Here is a 17405-nt window from a genome sequence, read left to right as displayed (position 1 = left end):
AAGCGCCCTTTTCCCAGCCCTCCCCTGCCTGCCGGGGGGGGGCTGACCAATCAGCCGTGCGGCTGGGTGGCGGGATCGCCGAGCTTGGGCGATCCGGCATCGCCGCGCGGCGGCAGGTTCGGCGGCACCGAACCGCCCGTGGAAGGCTTGGACCAGTCCGCCGGCTCGCCAGGCTCGCGGCCGGCCATGATGTCGTCGATCTGGCGCGCGTCGATGGTTTCGTACTGCAGCAAGGCGTCTGCCATCACGTGCAGCTTGTCCAGGTTGTCGGTCAGCAACTGCTTGCTGCGCGCATAGGCGCGGTCCAGGATGTCGCGCACCACTTCGTCGATGCGGCGCGCAGTCTCGTTGGACACGTTCTTGTGCTGGGTGACCGAACGGCCGAGGAACACCTCGTCCTCGTCCTCGCCGTAGGTCACCGGACCCAGCTCGTCGGACAGGCCCCACTTGGTGACCATGTTGCGCGCCATCTTGGTGGCCCGCTCGATGTCGTTGGACGCACCGGTGGTGACCTTGTCGGCGCCGAAGATGAGCTCCTCGGCCACGCGGCCGCCGTACAGCGAGCAAAGCTGCGACTGGATGGCCACCCGATTGATCGAGTACTTGTCGGCCTCGGGCAGGTACATGGTCACGCCCAGCGCGCGGCCGCGCGGGATGATGGTGACCTTGTAGACCGGGTCGTGCTCGGGCACCAGGCGGCCGATGATGGCGTGGCCGGCCTCGTGGTACGCGGTCAGGCGCTTCTCGTCCTCGCTCATGGCCATCGAGCGGCGCTCGGTGCCCATCAGGATCTTGTCGCGCGCCTTGTCCATGTGGCTCATGCGCACTTCGCGCGCGTTCTCGCGCGCGGCGAACAGCGCCGCCTCGTTGACCAGATTGGCAAGGTCGGCGCCGGAGAAGCCCGGCGTGCCGCGCGCGATCACCATCGCATTGACGTCGCTCGCGGTCGGCACCTTGCGCAGGTGCACCTTGAGGATCTGCTCCCTGCCCTTCACGTCGGGCAGGCCGACCACCACCTGGCGGTCGAAGCGGCCCGGGCGCAGCAGCGCAGGATCGAGCACGTCCGGACGATTGGTCGCGGCGATGACGATGATGCCTTCGGTGCCCTCGAAACCGTCCATCTCGACCAGCAACTGGTTGAGGGTCTGCTCGCGCTCGTCATGACCACCGCCGAGGCCCGCGCCACGATGGCGGCCGACCGCGTCGATCTCGTCGATGAAGATGATGCACGGCGCGTGCTTCTTGGCCTGCTCGAACATGTCGCGCACGCGGCTGGCGCCTACGCCGACGAACATCTCGACGAAGTCGGAGCCGGAGATGGAGAAGAACGGCACCTTGGCCTCGCCTGCGATGGCCTTGGCGAGCAGCGTCTTGCCGGTGCCGGGCGGGCCGACCATCAGCACGCCGCGCGGAATCTTGCCGCCGAGCTTCTGGAACTTGCCCGGGTCGCGCAGGAACTCGACCAGCTCGCCGACCTCTTCCTTGGCCTCGTCGCAACCGGCCACGTCGCTGAAGTTGACCTTGACCTGGTCCTCGCCCTGCAGCTTGGCGCGCGAGCGCCCGAAGCTCATCGCCCCGCGCCCGCCGGCGCCGGCCTGCATCTGCCGCATGAACCAGATGAACACGCCCACGATCAGGATGATCGGTAGCCAGTTGACCAGCAGGCCCAGCAGCGAGAAGCCGTTGTTGGACGGCTCCTGGCTCACCACCACGTTCTTGTCCTGCATCTGCTTGACGATGCCGTTGGTGGAAAAGCCGAGCACGGGCGCGACGGTGCGGAAGGCGCTGCCGTCCTTCAGCTTGCCGGTGATGGTGGCCGGGTTGTCGGCGCTGATCGTGGCGCTGGCGACGTTGCCGCTGTCCACGCTCTGCACGAAGCTCGAGTACGGCAGGTCGGAAGAGGAGCCGCCGTGCGGGTTGAAGCTCTGGAACACGGTCAGCAGGACCACCGCGATGATCAGCCAGAGCAACAGGTTTTTCGCCATTTCGTTCATGCGCGGGTCTCGTCCGTTTGCCCGCCGCCGGGTTTCCGGCCCGTGGCGAGCGCATACACCTCGCGCGAACGCGCGCGCGAGGCCTTGGGTTTACGCATGGTCACGCGCGCGAACTGCGCGCGCAAGTTGCGTAGGTACTCATCGAAGCCGGCGCCCTGGAACAGCTTGATCAGGAACGCGCCGCCCGGCTTGAGCCACTGCCGGGAGAAATCCAGCGCCAGTTCGGCCAGGTCCATCGCACGGATCTGGTCGGCCAGCGCCACTCCACTCATATTGGGGGCCATGTCGGACAGTACAAGATCGACGCCCTGGCCGCCCAGGCGCTGCTCCAGCTGGCGCAGCACGGACTCCTCGCGGAAGTCGCCCTCGATGAAATCGACGCCGCCGATGCCCTGCATCGGGAGGATGTCCAGCGCGATCACCGTGCCGTTGTCGCCGAGGCGCTGGCGGACCAGTTGCGACCAGCCGCCGGGGGCCGCGCCCAGGTCGACCACGCGCATGCCCGGCCTGAGCAGGCGGTCGCGGTCGATCAGCTCCTCCAGCTTGAACGCCGCGCGCGAACGCAGGCCTTCGGCCTGCGCCTTCTTCACGTAGACGTCGTCGAAGTGTTCCCGGAGCCATCGGGAGCTGCTTTTGCTGCGGGACATGCGGCAGGGGCCACCGATGGGGACAGACGGCCGCATGATACCCTTTACGGCCCCCTGACCGCGAATCGTGGACCCTTTCCGCATGCCGATCTCCCCCTCCCAGCGGCGCTATCTGCGCAGCCTTGCCCACGACCTGCGCCCGGTGATCCTGCTCGGCGCCAAGGGGGCGACGCCGGCCGTGCTCAAGGAGCTGGACCTGGCGCTCAGCCACCACGAGCTGGTCAAGGTGAAGCTCTCAGGGGGCGACAAGGACGAGCGCGAGGCCCAGATCGCCTACCTGACCGAAGGCACCGGCGCCGACAACGTGCAGCAGATCGGCTATACCGTGACCCTGTTCCGCCGCAACGAGGACGAGCCCAAGCTCGCCCTGCCCCGCTGATGGACCTTTCGCTCGAGCGCCCCGAGGGTTACCTGTTCGTCCGGCGCGTCGGCGAGCGGTCGATCACGGTCATGGACCGGGAGCTGGAGGCGAGTTTCCTGCTGGCACCGGACCGGGTCGTCGAAGGCTGGCCGGTGGACGACGTGGCGGCGCTGGACGAAGGCGCCGGCGAAGCCGTGCGCGCGCTCGAGCCGGAGGTGGTGCTGCTGGGCACCGGCATGCGCCAGCGCTTCCCGCCGGCCGCCTTCATGGCCGGCTTCCTGCGCAAGGGCGTCGGCATCGAGGTGATGGACAATGCCGCGGCAGCGCGTACCTACGACCTGCTGGCCAGCGAGGGGCGACGGGTGGTGGCGGCCTTCATCCTGCCGCGTACGGGATCGGCGGGCTGACGCCCGAATCCGTCCCTCACCGGGCCGGCAGGTAATCCAGCGGGTCGACCGGATTGCCGTTGCGTCGGATCTGGAACTGCAATTCGTCCCGCGGCGCGCCAGTCGAACCCATTTCGGCGATCAGCTGCCCCGCGCTCACCCGCTGGCCTTCCTTCACCAGCCGCTTGCGGTTGTGGCCGTACGCCGAGAGGAAGTCGTCGTTGTGCTTGATGATGATCAGCTCGCCGTAGCCGACCAGGCCGTTGCCGCTGTACACCACCACGCCGTCGGCCGCCGCGCGTACCGGATCGCCCGACTTGCCGGCAAGCTCGATGCCCGGGATGGCATCGCCGCTCTGGAACTTCTTGATCAGCGAGCCATCGGCCGGCCAGCGCCAGGTCACCCCGCCCGCGTTGCGCGTGGCGCCCTTCGGTGCAGGTGATGCCGGGGGCGCGGGAACGACGGCCACGGGCGCAGGAGCGGCGACCGTGCGGGCCGCGCTCGGATTCGCATGCGATGGTGCCGGCGTAACCGGCTTGAACACCGGCGCCTGGGGGCGGGCCGACGCATTTTTCGCGATGGGGCGGGAGGTGCCTGCGCTCCGCCCGCCAGGCGACAGGCGCAGCACCTGGCCCGGCCAGATCGTGTAAGGCGCAGCGATACCGTTCCAGGCAGCCAGGTCGCGGAAATCGACGCCATTGCGGAAGGCGATCGAGTAGAGCGTGTCTCCGCGCGCCACCCGATAGCTGCCGGCCGCCGTGCGCGGCGCGGCCACCGATGCACGCGGCGGCGGCGTGGCGCTGCGGTTCGGCTGGACCACCACCGACCGGCCACAGGCGGCAAGGAGAAGCGCGGCCGTGCATGCCGCCGCGAAGCGCGTCCATTTCGTCATGCCAACCAGCATACCCAGCCGACACGCCGATTTCACGAAAAGCGCGGGACCGCTCAACGCAGCCAGATCCACCAGACCGCAAGCAGCCCGAGCAGCACGATCGCCGCCCAGCCGATGCGCTCGATGTGCTTGTGCAGCAGCCGTTCGGCGCGCTCGCCGAACAGGCGGATGAGCAGCGCGAGCAACCACACGCGCTTGCCCCGTCCCACCGCCATGCAGAGCAGGAACGGGACCACCGGCACGCCGACGATGCCCGACGCCCAGGTGACGAATTTCATCGGCACCACCGGCTGCAGCGCGGCCAGCGCCAGCACCAGCAGCAGGCCTAGCCAGTGCTGGTTCATCTGCGTACGCAGGCTGGCCACGCCCTGCTCGATCGGCTCGAGCAGGTGCAGCGAGGCCAGCAGCGGCTGCAACGCCTGGAACGCCCAGTGGCCGAGCGCATACCCCACCAGCGAGCCGAGCAGCGAGAACAGCAGGCTGATGTTGGCGTAGAAGAACGCCTTCTGCCGCTTGCCCAGCATCATCGGCGCCAGCATCACCTCCGGCATGATCGGGAAGATGAAGGCCTCGACGAAGCTGAGTCCGCACAGGTAGTACACGGCCCGTGGATCGCGCGCCCAGGTCAGTGCGCGCGAATAGAGCGTTCCGAACAGGCGCATCTACGAGTTTCCTTGTCGCCGGGGGAGTGGCATCAGCCGATGCCGCCGAGCAGCGGTACGAAGCTGACCGCGCCGAGTTCTTCCTGGATGAAGTCGCCCTGCCCGTCGCCACGGATGCGCAGCAGCGTCTGGCTGCTGGGCGAGCCTACCGGCGCCACCAGCACCCCGCCCGGTGCGAGCTGGTCGAGCACCTGGCTGGGAATCGCGTCGCCGGCGGCAGTGAGGATGATCGCGTCGAATGGCGCCTGGTCCGGCCAGCCCAGCTTGCCGTCGTCGTGGCGCGAGCGCACATTGGTCAGGCCCAGCTGGCGGAAGCGCCGGCGCGCCTGGCGCAGCAGTTCTTCGATGCGCTCGACGGTGAACACCTGGCCGACCAGCGCCGCCAGCACCACCGCCTGGTAGCCCGAACCGGTGCCGATCTCCAGCACTTTCTGCGGCACGCCGCCGTTGAAGTGTTCCAGCAGCGCCTCGGTCATGCGCGCGACGACCCACGGCTGCGAGATGGTCTGGCCATGACCGATCGGCAGCGCGGTGTTCTCGTAGGCGCGCGAGTGCAGCGCCTGGTCGATGAAATGGTGGCGCGGCGTGTTGCGGATCACCTCGATCACGCGCGGGTCGCGGATGCCGCTTTCCTTGAGGATCGCGGCCAGCCTGTCGCGGGCACGCTGCGAGGTCATCCCCTCGCCCTTGAACGCCGACGGCGGCAGCGGATGAATGTTCATCGTCATCGCTTCAGGCCGCCTTCTCGTCCATCGCGTCGGTCATCGCCTGCATCCAGCCGCTGATCTTCTCCAGCGCCTGGTAGCGGGTCAGGTCGACGTGGATCGGCGTGACCGACACGTAGCCGCGGCGCACCGCGTCGAAGTCGGTGCCCGGGCCGTCGTCCTCGGCGCCGCCGGCAGGCCCGATCCACCAGATCGGCTTGCCGCGCGGGTCGGTCTGCGCGATGCACGGCGCCGAGCGGTGCCGCTTGCCCAGCCGGGTGACCTCGAAACCCTGGATCTCGCGCCAGGGCCGGTCCGGCACGTTGACGTTGAGGATGGTGTCGGCCGGCAGCGGATCGACCAGCAGCCGCCGCATAAGGATCAGCACCGCCTGCGCGGCAGACGCATAGTGCTCGCCCTTGTGGTCACGGCTGACCAGCGACACGGCGATCGCCGGCAGTCCGAGGAAACGTCCTTCCATCGCCGCCGAGACCGTGCCCGAATAGATCACGTCGTCGCCGAGGTTGGAGGAATTGTTGATGCCCGACACCACGATGTCCGGTTCGTGGTCGAGCAGGCCGGCCAGCGCCAGGTGCACGCAGTCGGTCGGCGTACCGGCCACGCGGTAGCGGCCGTCGTCCATCTTCAACGCGCGGATCGGCGCGTCCAGGGTGAGGGAGTTGCTGGCGCCGGAGCGGTCGCGATCGGGCGCCACCACCGTCACCTGCCCCACCGCGGCCAGACATTCGGCCAGTACGCGGATGCCGGGGGCATCCACGCCGTCGTCGTTGCTTACCAGGACTCGCATGATGATCCGTCAGGAAGTGCACGAGCGCGCACCGTCGAGGCCGCGCTTCGATCCTCGCGAGTCTACCGGAGCGGGCCACCTCTTTCACGGGCACACGGTCCAAAGCCCTCTTTCCGGAGGCACCGGTCGGACGGGCGGTTCGCAGGAAACTCCCGCCAGAGTCCCTTGCTAGCATGGCCTCATGAACAAGCGACGCGCCCCGACCCAGCCCGACGAGGACGACATCCGTCTGTTCCGCGACGCCATCGGCCCGGTACGCGAAATCCGCACCGACGCGCCTCCGCCGCCTGCGCCGAGGCCAGAGCCGCGTGCGCACATGTTCGAAGCGGATGAAGCGGCGGTGCCCGGCGAGCTGCTCGAGCTCGCCTTCGATCCCGCGCTGATGGAAATCGGCGAAGAGCTCGGCTACCTGCGCGACGGTTATCCGCCGCGCCTGCTGCGCCAGCTCAAGCGCGGTCAGTTCAGCATCCAGGACGAACTGGACCTGCACCACATGAACGCCGCCGCCGCGCAATCGAGCATCGCCACCTTCCTGGCCGAGGCTCGCCAGCACGGGCTGCGCTGCGTGCGCATCGTGCACGGCAAGGGGCTTCGCTCGAAGGCCGCCGGTCCCGTGCTGAAGGTGCTCACCGACCGGCTGTTGCGCCGGCGCGACGACGTGGTCGCCTTCGCCTCGGCCAAACCCGCGCAGGGCGGCACCGGCGCCGTGGTCGTCCTTCTCAAAAGCTCCTGATCCGCGCCGAACGCAAGGCCCGACCGGGATGCCGCGGTTGCGTGCGCGGCGAACTCCGCGCCGCACCATCACGTTCCCCACGTCAGGCTTGCGCCAGCTCCCGCACCACGACGGTGGCATAGGCACCGGCCGGCAGCTCGAAGGCCAGCTCCAGCACGTCATCGGCCAGCCAGCGCCAGGCGAGGTTGCGCGGCAGCAGGCGCAGGGGGCGGCGTTCCTGGTCCATGCGGGCGGCAGCGAGACCCTCGGCAAGGTCGTTGTCGCGCGCGGCGACGTCCCGCTCCAGCGCACCGGCGGCGCCGGCGGTGGGTGGTTCGCCCTGGCCCCACAACGGGCCAGACGGATGGATGTCGCCACGCGCCAGGCGTTCGGCCAGGGTGGCATCGAACGGCTCCGGACCGAACCACGAGCGCGAGCCGGCGAGCGCCCAGATCTCGCCATCCATCGGCTTGTCCCACGCGTCCTGCTCGACCCTGGCGGCGAGCACGCCATTGAAGATGTGCGAGCGGGCGGCCGAGAGCAGGAAACTGCGCTTGTCGCGATCGACCCGCCGACCGCCGAACATCGCCCGCGCCTGCGCCACATTGCCGCCCTCTCGGCCGAAACGCTGCTCGCCGAAATAATTGGGGACGCCACGTGCGGCGATCGCCCCCAGCACCCGCTCGGCCTCGGCGTGCTCGCCCTGTACGTCGCGCAGCACCAGCACGAAGCGGTTGCCGCGCAGCGCGCCGCGCTTGAGCTTGCGGCCGTGGCGGGTCGCGGCGAGCACCTTGACGTCCGCGTGCGGGAAAGCCGACCAGTCCGGGTCCAGCTTGCCTGCCAACTGCACGGTGAACGCCTGGCGGGTCACCGCGTGGCGATCCTTCAAGCCTGCGTAACCCACCGCCACGGGCGGTACGCCGGCAAAGCGCGCCAGCTCGCGTGCCACCCAATCCGTATTGGCGCCGCGCTTTTCCACCCACAGCAGGGCGTGCTCGCCCGTGCCGTCCGCGTCATAGCCGAGGATTTCCTCGACCAGAAAGTCTTCCGGGGTGGCGCGCAGGCGGGCGGCGAGCGGCGGAGTGCCGTGGGCGTAGGGGAGTTCGTGCATGGGTATTTCCTTTCATGGCGTCATTCCGCGAAGCACGCGTCCATGCCGGCTTGCAGGCGAGGAGCATGCGATTCCCCGCCTTCGCGGCAATGACGGCAGACGATTACGAGACGCGACTGTGGCGCAGGAACGCGTCGATCTACATCAGGAACAGCGTCGCCAGCCCCAGGAAGATGAAGAACCCGCCGCTGTCGGTCATCGCAGTGATCAGCACGCTGGAACCCAGCGCCGGATCACGGCCGAACTTCATCATCAGCATCGGAATGCCGACGCCGCAGAACGCCGCCAGCAACAGGTTCAGCGTCATCGCGGCGGTCATCACCAGGCCGAGGGCGACGTTTGCGTAGAGCATGTAGGCGACCACGCCGATCACGCCGCCCCAGACCAGGCCGTTGAACAGCGATACGGCCAGCTCCTTGCGCCACAGGCGCTTGGCGCTGTCGGGCGTGATCTGGTTGAGCGCCAGCGCACGCACGATCATGGTGATGGTCTGGTTGCCGGAATTGCCGCCAATGCCGGCCACGATCGGCATCAGCGTGGCCAGCGCCACCAGCTTCTCGATCGCCCCTTCGAACAGGCCGATCACGCGCGAGGCGATGAAGGCGGTGACCAGGTTGATCGCAAGCCACGACCAGCGGTTGCGCAAGCTCGCCCAGACCGAGGCGAAGATGTCCTCTTCCTCGCGCAGGCCGACGCGGTTCAGAGCCTCGCTCTCGCTCTCCTCGCGGATCACGTCGACCATTGCGTCGACCGTGATGCGGCCGATCAGGCGGCCGCCGTCGTCCACCACCGGGGCGGTTACCAGGTCGTAGCGCTCGAACGCCTGCGCGACCTCGTAGGCATCGTCGCCCGGATGGAAGGTGTTGACGTCCGGCGCCATCACCTCGCTGACCATCTTCTCGGGCGGATTGACCAGCAGCCAGTGCAGCGGCAGTACGCCGGTCAGCAGGTTGTCCTGGTTGATCACGAACAGCTTGTCGGTCTGCGCGGGCAGCTCGTCGAAGCGGCGCAGGTAGCGCAGCACCACCTCCAGGCTCACGTCCTCGCGGATCGTGACCATCTCGAAGTCCATCAGCGAGCCGATCTCGTCCTCTTTCCAGGACAGCGCCGACTGCACCCGCTCGCGCTGCTGCGCGTCGAGGCTGGCCATCAGCTCGGGCAGCACCTCGGTCGGCAGGTCCTCGACCAGGTCGGCGAGCTCGTCCGCATCCAGCGGCTCGACCGCGGCGAGGATCTCGCGCTGGTCCATGTCCGCGATCAGCGATTCGCGCACCGCGTCGGAGACTTCCAGCAGGATCTCGCCGTCGCGGTCGGCCTTCACCCGCTGCCAGACGGCCAGGCGCTCGTCCAGCGGCAGCGCCTCCAGCACGAACGCGATGTCGGCCGGATGCAGTTCGTCCAGCCGTTGTTGCAACTCGGCCTGGTGGTCCGGCGTGGGATCGTCGGCCAGCCGCGCCAGCAGCTCGGCAATGGCCTCCAACTGCTCGTGCAGCCGGTTGGCGCCGCGGGCCTCGGCCTCGCTCACGCGCGCTCCAGCAGCACGCAGGCTTGCGCCGCGATGCCTTCGCCCCGGCCGGTGAAGCCGAGTTTCTCTGTGGTGGTGGCCTTGATGCTGATGCGGCCGATGTCGCAGGCAAGGTCTTCGGCCAGGTTGGCGCGCATCGCGTCGGCGTGCGGGCCGACCTTGGGCGCTTCGCAGATCACCGTGATGTCCGCATTGCCCAGCATGTAGTTGTGCTGCGACATCAGGAGCGCCGCATGGCGGAGGAACTGGCGGCTGTCGGCATCGCGCCAGCGCTCGTCCGAAGGGGGAAAGTGCCGGCCGATGTCGCCGAGCGCCAACGCCCCGAAGATGGCGTCGCACAGGGCGTGGATGACCACGTCCCCATCCGAGTGCGCAAGCACGCCGCTGTGGTGCGGAACACGCACGCCACCGAGCACGACGAAGTCGCCTTCGCCGAATGCGTGTACGTCGAAACCCTGGCCTATGCGCATCACGCGGTCCTCGTCAGCAGGAACTCGGCCAGCGCGAAGTCCGCGGCCGTGGTCACCTTGATGTTGTCCTCCGCGCCCTCCACCAGCAGCGGCGCGTAACCGGCCCGCTCCATCGCCATCGCCTCGTCGCTGACCACCACGCCCTGGCGGTTGGCTGCCTCGAGCGCTGCCACAAGCTGCCCGCGACGGAACATCTGTGGCGTGAAGGCCCGCCAGCGCTGCTCGCGCGGCTCGGTCAGCCGGCTGTGGCCGCGATCGTCGGCGCGCTTCAAGGTGTCGCGCAGCGGTGCGCCGAGCAGGCCGCCATCACCCGCCGAAGCCGCGTCGAGCAGCCGGTCGATGTCGACCGCACGCACGCAGGGTCGGGCCGCGTCATGCACAAGCACGAAATCGCCCTCGGCGACCTCGGCGGGCAGCGCGCGCAGGCCAGCCAGCACCGAGTCGGCGCGCTCGCCGCCGCCGACCGTCGTGAGCACCGGCTTGCCGGCCAGTCGGTCGATGCCCGGCCAGCGCGCGTCGCCCGCCGCCAGCGCCACCAGCAGGCCGGCGATGCGCGGGTGCGTCGCGAGGCGTTCCAGCGTGTGCAGGATCAACGCGCGGCCGGCCAGCGGCAGGTACTGCTTGGGGCAGTCGCCGCCGACCCGGGTGCCGCGACCGGCGGCCGGTATCACGCACCACAGCGGCGCCACGTCAGTGCCCGCCGCTTTCGCTGGGGGGCGGCACGCTGGCGCTGCCGGCGGGCCGCTCGACCACCTGGTAGAAGGTTTCGCCAGGCTTGATCAGGCCCAGTTCCGCGCGCGCACGCGCCTCGACCGCCTGTTCGCCATGCTTGAGGTCGCTCACGTCGGCCGCCAGCGCCTGGTTGCGCTGCGTCAGCCGCTCGTTGTCGACACGTTGTTTCGCCACCGAGGAACGCAGCGCCCGCACTTCATGCATGCCGCCGCTGCCGGTCCACAGCTTCAACTGCAGACCGATCAGGATCACGAGGAGGATCAGGGCGATCCAGCGCAGCATGGACGGGGCAGGCTCCGCGTCAACCCGGCAGGCGGGCGAGGTTGGGGAACGCGTTGCGGCCGGCGTATCGGGCGGCGCGGCCCAGCGCCTCCTCGATACGCAGCAGCTGGTTGTACTTGGCCACGCGGTCGGTGCGGCAGAGCGAGCCGGTCTTGATCTGGGTCGCGGTGGTGGCCACGGCGATGTCCGAGATGGTGGTGTCCTCGGTCTCGCCCGAGCGGTGCGAGACGACCGCCGCGTACTTCGCCGCATCGGCCATCGCGATGGCTTCCAGCGTCTCGGACAGCGTGCCGATCTGGTTGACCTTGATCAGGATCGCATTGGCGATGTGCTTCTCGATGCCCTCGCGGAAGATCGCCGGATTGGTGACGAACAGGTCGTCGCCCACCAGCTGCACGTCCTTGCCGATCTTGTCGGTGAGCAGCTTCCAGCCGTCCCAGTCGCCCTCGGCCATGCCGTCCTCGATGGTGACGATCGGGTACTGCTTCGCCCAGCCGGCGAGCAGGTCGACGAACTGCTCCGGCGCGTAGGCCTTGCCCTCGCCTTCCAGGTCGTACTTGCCGTTCTTGAAGAACTCGGAACTGGCCACGTCCAGGCCGAGCAGGATCTCGCTGCCGACCTTGTAGCCGGCCTTGCCGACCGCCTCCATGATGGTGTCCAGCGCCTCGATGTTCGAACGCAGGTTCGGCGCGAAGCCGCCTTCGTCGCCCACCGACGTATTCAGGCCCTTGCCCTTGAGCACGCCCTTGAGCGCGTGGAAGATCTCCGCGCCGGCGCGCAGCGCCTCGGCGAAATTGGGCACGCCCACCGGCAGGATCATGAACTCCTGCACGTCGACGTTGTTGTCCGCATGCGCGCCGCCGTTGACGATGTTCATCATCGGCACCGGCAGGCTGCCCGGCTTGCCGTGCGAGAGGTACTTCCACAGCGGCTCGCCGCGCGAGGCGGCCACCGCATGCGCCGCAGCCATCGACACGCCCAGCAACGCATTGGCGCCGAGCTTGCCCTTGTTCGGCGTGCCGTCGAGCGCGATCAGCTTGCTGTCCAGGCCCTTCTGGTCGGCCGCGTCGAAGCCCTTCAGCGCGTCAGCGATGGCGCCGTTGACGTTGGCGACCGCGCGGGTCACGCCCTTGCCGCCGTAGCGCGCCTTGTCGCCGTCGCGAAGCTCCACCGCCTCGCGCGAACCGGTCGAGGCGCCGCTGGGTACCGCCGCCCGGCCGAACGCGCCACCGGCCAGGGTGACTTCGGCTTCCAGCGTGGGGTTGCCGCGCGAGTCGAGGATTTCACGGGCGTGAATGCGGGTGATCGTCGTGGTCATGGAAAGTCCGTCAGTCGAGGGTGGCGTCAATGTCTTTGCCGCGGACTTCGGTCCGCGTGGAATCGGCGTTGCCGCCGATCAAAGCGTCTGTTCGAGGAAGCCGTGCCGCTTGGTGGCGGCGTCCAGCTCCATCAGGGTTTCCAGCAGCGCTTCCATCTTGCCCAGCGGCCAGGCGTTGGGGCCGTCCGACAGCGCCTTGCTCGGGTCGGGGTGCGTCTCGGCGAACAGGCCGGCCACGCCGACCGCCACCGCCGCGCGCGCCAGCACCGGCACGAACTCGCGCTGGCCGCCGGAACTGGCGCCCTGCCCGCCCGGCAACTGCACCGAATGGGTGGCGTCGAACACCACCGGGCACCCGGTCTCGCGCATCACGCTCAAGCTACGCATGTCCGAGACCAGGTTGTTGTAGCCGAAGCTCGCGCCCCGCTCGCACACCATGATGTCGTCATTGCCCACGGCCTTGGCCTTGGCGACCACATGCTTCATGTCCCACGGCGCCAGGAACTGGCCCTTCTTGATGTTCACCGGCTTGCCGGCGCGGGCGACGTTCTGGATGAAGTCGGTCTGGCGGCACAGGAAGGCGGGCGTCTGCAGCACGTCGACCACCGCGGCCACTTCGTTCATCGGCGTGTATTCGTGCACGTCGGTGAGCACCGGCACGCCGATCTGGCGCTTGACCTCGCCCAGGATGCGCAATCCTTCCTCCAGGCCCGGACCGCGGAAGCTCTCGCCGGAAGACCGGTTGGCCTTGTCGAAGCTGGACTTGAAGATGAAGTTCACGCCCAGCCGGTCGGTGATTTCCTTCAGCTTGCCGGCGACGTCCAACTGCAACTGTTCGGACTCGACCACGCAGGGGCCGGCGATCAGGAACAGGGGTTGGTCGAGGCCGATTTCGAAACCGCAGAGCTTCATGGTCTTTCCTGTCTCGGTGCCATTCCCGCGAAGCGGGATTCCCATATGCGTCGGCCGCCATTCCCGTTCCGCGGGGATGGCGGCCAGGCGTCGCGCGCTATCGCGGGCTTACGCCCTCGCTTGCGCGCCCGCCAGTTTTTCCCCTTCGCGCATCGCCTTGTATTCGCGCGCCGCCTCGACGAAGCCGATGAACAGCGGGTGCCCGTCGCGCGGCGTGGAGGTGAATTCCGGATGCGCCTGGCAGCCCAGGAACCACGGATGCTTCTGCTGCGGCAGCTCGACGATCTCCACCAGCAGGTCGTCCATCGACTTGCCGGAGACCACCAGCCCCAGATCCTCGAAATCCTGGCGGTAGCGATTGTTGAACTCGTAGCGGTGGCGATGGCGCTCGCGCACCACTTCCTGCCCGTAGGTCTCGCGCGCCAGCGTGCCGGTCTTCAGGCGTGCTTCCTGCGAGCCCAGGCGCATGGTGCCGCCCAGGTCCGAATGCTCGCTGCGCTGCTCGGTCTCGCCGGTGGCGGTGGTCCATTCGGTGATCAGCGCGATCACCGGATTGGCGGTGTTGCGGTCGTTCTCGCTGGAGTCGGCGTCCTTCAGGCCGGCCACGTTGCGGGCGAAGTCCACCACTGCCGCGTGCATGCCGTAGCAGATGCCGAAGTACGGCACGCCGTGCTCGCGGGCGTACTTCGCCGTGAGCACCTTGCCTTCGAAGCCGCGCTTGCCGAAGCCGCCGGGAACCAGGATGGCGTCGGCCTTGCCCAGCACCTTCTGCGCGCCCTCGGACTCCACCTGCTCGGAATCGATCCAGTCCAGGTTGACCCGGGTCTGCTGCTTGATGCCGCCGTGGCGCAACGCCTCGCCGAGCGACTTGTAGGCGTCCTTGTGCTCGACGTACTTGCCGACGATCGCGATGGTGACCTCGTCCTTCGGGTGCTCCACCGCGTCCACGGTGCGGCGCCAACTGGACAGGTCCGCCGGCTTGGCGTCCAGCCCCAGGCGCTTGACCACGATGTCGTCCAGGCCCTGGCTGTGCAGCCACAGCGGGGTCTTGTAGATCACGTCCACGTCCACCGCGCTGATGACGGCGTTCTCCGGCACGTTGGTGAACAGCGCGATCTTGCGCCGCTCGCTTTCCGGCAGCGCCTCTTCACAGCGGCACAAGAGGATGTCCGGCTGGATGCCGATCGAGCGCAGTTCCTTGACCGAATGCTGGGTCGGCTTGGTCTTGATCTCGCCGGCGGCCTTGATGTACGGCACCAGGGTCAGGTGCATGAACAGGCACTTTTCCGGCCCGTGCTCGATGCGCAACTGGCGGATCGCCTCCAGGAACGGCAGCGACTCGATGTCGCCGACCGTGCCGCCGATCTCCACCAGCGCCACGTCGAAGCCGCGCGTGGCCTCGTGTACGCAGTGCTTGATCTCGTCGGTGATGTGCGGAATCACCTGCACGGTGGCCCCCAGGTAGTCGCCGCGGCGCTCCTTGCGGATCACCGATTCGTAGATCTTGCCGGTGGTGATCGAGTTCTTGCCGGTCAGCCGCGTGTGGACGAAGCGCTCGTAATGGCCCAGGTCCAGGTCGGTCTCGGCGCCGTCGTCGGTGACGTAGACCTCGCCGTGTTGGAAGGGACTCATGGTGCCCGGATCCACATTGATGTAGGGATCGAGCTTCATCATGGTGACCGAAAGCCCGCGCGCCTCGAGGATGGACGCGAGCGACGCCGCCGCGATGCCCTTGCCAAGCGAGGACACCACACCGCCGGTGACGAAAATCAGGGGGGTCATGGGATGCAGCCGTGCTGGAAATCGGCATTTTAGCGGGTGACGGGGCCGGCGGCGAGACATTCCCATCGCGCGGTTCACGCTTGGCTCCTCCCGACCGGCAGAGCGGGCAGTTTGAGGGCCTGGCGTGGCGCCTGGACTCCGGCGCTTCGCGCCCGTGCCCGCGCGGACGGTCGAGGATGGAAGGCGCTAGCATGAGCGGATGACCAACCCCATCCCCTCCCGCCTGGCCGCCCTGCGCCAGGCCATGCAGCGTCACGGCGTCGCCGCCTGCCTGGTTCCCACCGCCGACCCGCATCTGTCCGAATACCTGCCCGCCCACTGGGCGGCCCGCGAATGGCTGTCCGGCTTCACCGGCTCGGCCGGCACGCTGGTGGTCACCGCGGACGCCGCCGATCTGTGGACCGACTCGCGCTACTTCTCGCAGGCCGAGCAGCAACTGGCCGGCACGGGCGCCGCGCTGAAGAAGCAGAAGATCTCGCACGCCCCCGAGCACCTGCAGTGGCTGCAGCAGGCGCTCAAGGAGGGCGACGTGCTGGCGGTGGCGGGCGACAGCCTGTCCGTCGCCGCGCGCAAGCAGATCGAGCGCCTGCTGGGCGAAGCCGGCGCCCGCGTGCGCACCGACCTGGACCTGCCGGGCGAGGTCTGGACCGACCGCCCCGCGCTGCCCAAGGCGGCGGTCTTCGAGCATCCGTCCGGCTACCCGGGTGCCACCCGCGCGGAAAAGCTCGAACGCCTGCGCGCCAGCCTGCGCCGCCAGGAGGCCACGCACCACCTGGTGTCCAGCCTGGACGACATCGCCTGGCTCACCAACCTGCGCGGCAGCGATGTCGAGTGCAACCCGGTATTCCTGACCCACCTGCTGGTCGAGACCGATGGGCCGGCCACGCTGTTCGTCGATCGCGGCAAGCTTTCCGACGCACTGGTGGCCGCACTCAAGGCCGACGACGTGCGCATCGCCGACTACGCCACCGTCACCGACGCGCTGGGCGAACTGGGCAAGGACGCACGCCTGCTGCTGGATCCGGCGCGCGTGGTCTGCGCCGTGGCCGATGCCATCGGCAAGGACGCCGCACGCGTGGAGGCGTCCAATCCCTCGACCGCCTTCAAGGCCCGCAAGACCGAGGCCGAACTCGAGCACATCCGCGAAGCGATGCGCCGCGATGGCGCGGCGCTGGTGCGCGCATTCCGCCGGCTGGAGGAACGCCTTGCCGCCGGGATGACGCAGACCGAGCTGGACGTCGATACGTTGCTGCGCGAGGAGCGCTCGGCCCAGCCGCACTTCATCGGCGAGAGCTTCGCCACCATCGCCGGCTACCAGGCCAACGGCGCGTTGCCGCACTACCGCGCCACGCCCGAGGCGCACAGCACCCTGCAGCGCAAGGGCCTGCTGCTGGTTGACTCCGGTGGCCAATATCTGGGCGGCACGACCGACATCACCCGCGTGCTGGCGCTCGGCGAGACCACCGCCGAACAGCGCCGCGACGCCACGCTGGTGATGAAGGGGCTGATTGCCCTGTCCCGCGCAAGGTTTCCCAAAGGCGCCAGCGGTCCGCAGCTCGATGCGCTGGCCCGCGCGCCGCTGTGGGCCAGCGGCCTGGACTACGGCCACGGCACCGGCCACGGCGTGGGCTACTTCCTCAACGTGCACGAAGGCCCGCACGCGATCCGCCCGCCCGTCCCCAACGGCGCGCTGGTGCCGCTGGAGCCGGGCATGATCACCTCGATCGAGCCGGGCCTTTACAAGCCCGCGCGCCACGGCATCCGGCACGAGAACCTGGCCGTCGTGGTGCAGGCCGACCAGACCGAGTTCGGCGAGTTCCACGCCTTCGAGACGCTCACCCTCTGTCCGTTCGACCGCCGCGCGCTGGAACCGGGCCTGCTCAACCCGGAGGAGCGCGCCTGGCTGGACGACTACCACGCCACCGTGCGCGCGGCGCTCGCGCCGTTGCTGGAGGACGCGGACCTGACCTGGCTGGAGCGCCATTGCGCGCCGTTGTAGCCCGCGCGAAGAGCGCCCCCATCCGCCCTTCGGGCACCTTCCCCCGTGGAACGGGGGAAGGACAACATCGAGCCTTCCCCCGCAACGCGGGGGAAGGTGCCAAAGGCG

Annotated in this window: 18 protein-coding genes; 4 read left to right on the top strand and 14 right to left on the bottom strand. The window is 68.8% G+C overall.

The window, feature by feature from the left end; genetic code table 11:
- Positions 1-50: 50 nt before the first annotated feature.
- The gene (ftsH, locus tag AAIL17_RS00090) at positions 51-1994 is read right to left on the bottom strand and encodes an ATP-dependent zinc metalloprotease FtsH (RefSeq protein WP_424680773.1); all 1944 of its coding nucleotides are present in this window, start codon (positions 1992-1994) and stop codon (positions 51-53) included.
- Positions 1991-2641, bottom strand: coding sequence for a 23S rRNA (uridine(2552)-2'-O)-methyltransferase RlmE (gene rlmE / locus AAIL17_RS00085; RefSeq protein ID WP_424680772.1), 651 nt, complete (start codon positions 2639-2641; stop codon positions 1991-1993). The genes ftsH and rlmE overlap by 4 nt, the downstream gene beginning before the upstream one ends.
- Positions 2642-2723: 82 nt before the next feature.
- On the opposite strand from rlmE, the gene AAIL17_RS00080 reads away from it, so the two are divergent.
- Both AAIL17_RS00080 and AAIL17_RS00075 read left to right on the top strand, forming a co-directional pair.
- On the top strand, positions 2724-3020 hold the full coding sequence (locus tag AAIL17_RS00080) for a YhbY family RNA-binding protein (protein ID WP_424680771.1): 297 nt from the start codon (positions 2724-2726) through the stop codon (positions 3018-3020).
- Positions 3020-3409 carry an Mth938-like domain-containing protein gene (locus AAIL17_RS00075; RefSeq protein ID WP_424680770.1) on the top strand — a complete coding sequence of 130 codons (390 nt, stop codon included), beginning with the start codon at positions 3020-3022 and terminating at the stop codon, positions 3407-3409. The genes AAIL17_RS00080 and AAIL17_RS00075 overlap by 1 nt, the downstream gene beginning before the upstream one ends.
- 16 nt (positions 3410-3425) lie before the next feature.
- Here the strand turns inward: AAIL17_RS00075 and AAIL17_RS00070 are convergent, their stop codons facing one another.
- The 4 genes from AAIL17_RS00070 to surE are packed head-to-tail and all read right to left on the bottom strand — an operon-like array spanning position 3426 to position 6454.
- A complete protein-coding gene (locus AAIL17_RS00070) occupies positions 3426-4292 on the bottom strand; it encodes a peptidoglycan DD-metalloendopeptidase family protein (protein WP_424680933.1) in 867 nt (288 codons plus the stop codon).
- A 41-nt stretch (positions 4293-4333) separates the two neighbouring features.
- Complete coding sequence (locus tag AAIL17_RS00065) at positions 4334-4942, bottom strand: YqaA family protein (protein ID WP_424680769.1); 609 nt, start codon at positions 4940-4942, stop codon at positions 4334-4336.
- Positions 4943-4974: 32 nt separating this feature from the next.
- Entirely contained in the window at positions 4975-5664 is a 690-nt protein-coding gene (locus tag AAIL17_RS00060; RefSeq protein ID WP_424680768.1) for a protein-L-isoaspartate(D-aspartate) O-methyltransferase, read from the bottom strand.
- 10 nt (positions 5665-5674) lie between these two features.
- A complete protein-coding gene (surE, locus tag AAIL17_RS00055) occupies positions 5675-6454 on the bottom strand; it encodes a 5'/3'-nucleotidase SurE (RefSeq protein WP_424680767.1) in 780 nt (259 codons plus the stop codon).
- Positions 6455-6635: 181 nt separating this feature from the next.
- Between surE and AAIL17_RS00050 the strand changes: the two genes are divergently transcribed.
- Positions 6636-7187, top strand: a complete 552-nt coding sequence (locus AAIL17_RS00050) for a Smr/MutS family protein (protein ID WP_424680766.1) — start codon at positions 6636-6638, stop codon at positions 7185-7187.
- A gap of 82 nt (positions 7188-7269) precedes the next feature.
- Here AAIL17_RS00050 and truD read toward each other — a convergent pair whose 3' ends face one another.
- The 8 genes from truD to AAIL17_RS00010 form a co-directional block, all read right to left on the bottom strand.
- Positions 7270-8277, bottom strand: a complete 1008-nt coding sequence (gene truD, locus AAIL17_RS00045; RefSeq protein WP_424680765.1) for a tRNA pseudouridine(13) synthase TruD — start codon at positions 8275-8277, stop codon at positions 7270-7272.
- A gap of 139 nt (positions 8278-8416) precedes the next feature.
- Positions 8417-9802: a magnesium transporter gene (mgtE, locus tag AAIL17_RS00040; protein ID WP_424680764.1), complete on the bottom strand. Its 1386-nt coding sequence runs from the start codon at positions 9800-9802 to the stop codon at positions 8417-8419.
- Positions 9799-10272 carry a 2-C-methyl-D-erythritol 2,4-cyclodiphosphate synthase gene (ispF, locus tag AAIL17_RS00035; protein ID WP_424680763.1) on the bottom strand — a complete coding sequence of 158 codons (474 nt, stop codon included), beginning with the start codon at positions 10270-10272 and terminating at the stop codon, positions 9799-9801. The genes mgtE and ispF overlap by 4 nt, the downstream gene beginning before the upstream one ends.
- Complete coding sequence (gene ispD, locus AAIL17_RS00030; RefSeq protein ID WP_424680762.1) at positions 10272-10961, bottom strand: 2-C-methyl-D-erythritol 4-phosphate cytidylyltransferase; 690 nt, start codon at positions 10959-10961, stop codon at positions 10272-10274. Before ispD ends, ispF begins: the two co-directional genes overlap by 1 nt.
- A gap of 1 nt (position 10962) precedes the next feature.
- Positions 10963-11286, bottom strand: a complete 324-nt coding sequence (gene ftsB, locus AAIL17_RS00025; protein ID WP_424680761.1) for a cell division protein FtsB — start codon at positions 11284-11286, stop codon at positions 10963-10965.
- Positions 11287-11305: 19 nt separating this feature from the next.
- Complete coding sequence (gene eno / locus AAIL17_RS00020) at positions 11306-12604, bottom strand: phosphopyruvate hydratase (protein WP_424680760.1); 1299 nt, start codon at positions 12602-12604, stop codon at positions 11306-11308.
- Positions 12605-12682: 78 nt separating this feature from the next.
- Positions 12683-13516 (bottom strand): 3-deoxy-8-phosphooctulonate synthase, encoded by an 834-nt coding sequence (kdsA, locus tag AAIL17_RS00015; RefSeq protein WP_424680759.1) that lies wholly within the window; start codon positions 13514-13516, stop codon positions 12683-12685.
- A gap of 108 nt (positions 13517-13624) precedes the next feature.
- Positions 13625-15298, bottom strand: coding sequence for a CTP synthase (locus tag AAIL17_RS00010; RefSeq protein WP_424680758.1), 1674 nt, complete (start codon positions 15296-15298; stop codon positions 13625-13627).
- Between the two features lie 199 nt (positions 15299-15497).
- Between AAIL17_RS00010 and AAIL17_RS00005 the strand changes: the two genes are divergently transcribed.
- Entirely contained in the window at positions 15498-17297 is a 1800-nt protein-coding gene (locus tag AAIL17_RS00005; protein WP_424680756.1) for an aminopeptidase P family protein, read from the top strand.
- The last annotated feature ends 108 nt before the right edge of the window (positions 17298-17405 follow it).

The organism is Frateuria sp. YIM B11624, assembly GCF_049727805.1.
GTDB lineage: Bacteria > Pseudomonadota > Gammaproteobacteria > Xanthomonadales > Rhodanobacteraceae > Frateuria_A.
This window is presented reverse-complemented; position numbering and strand designations above follow the sequence as displayed.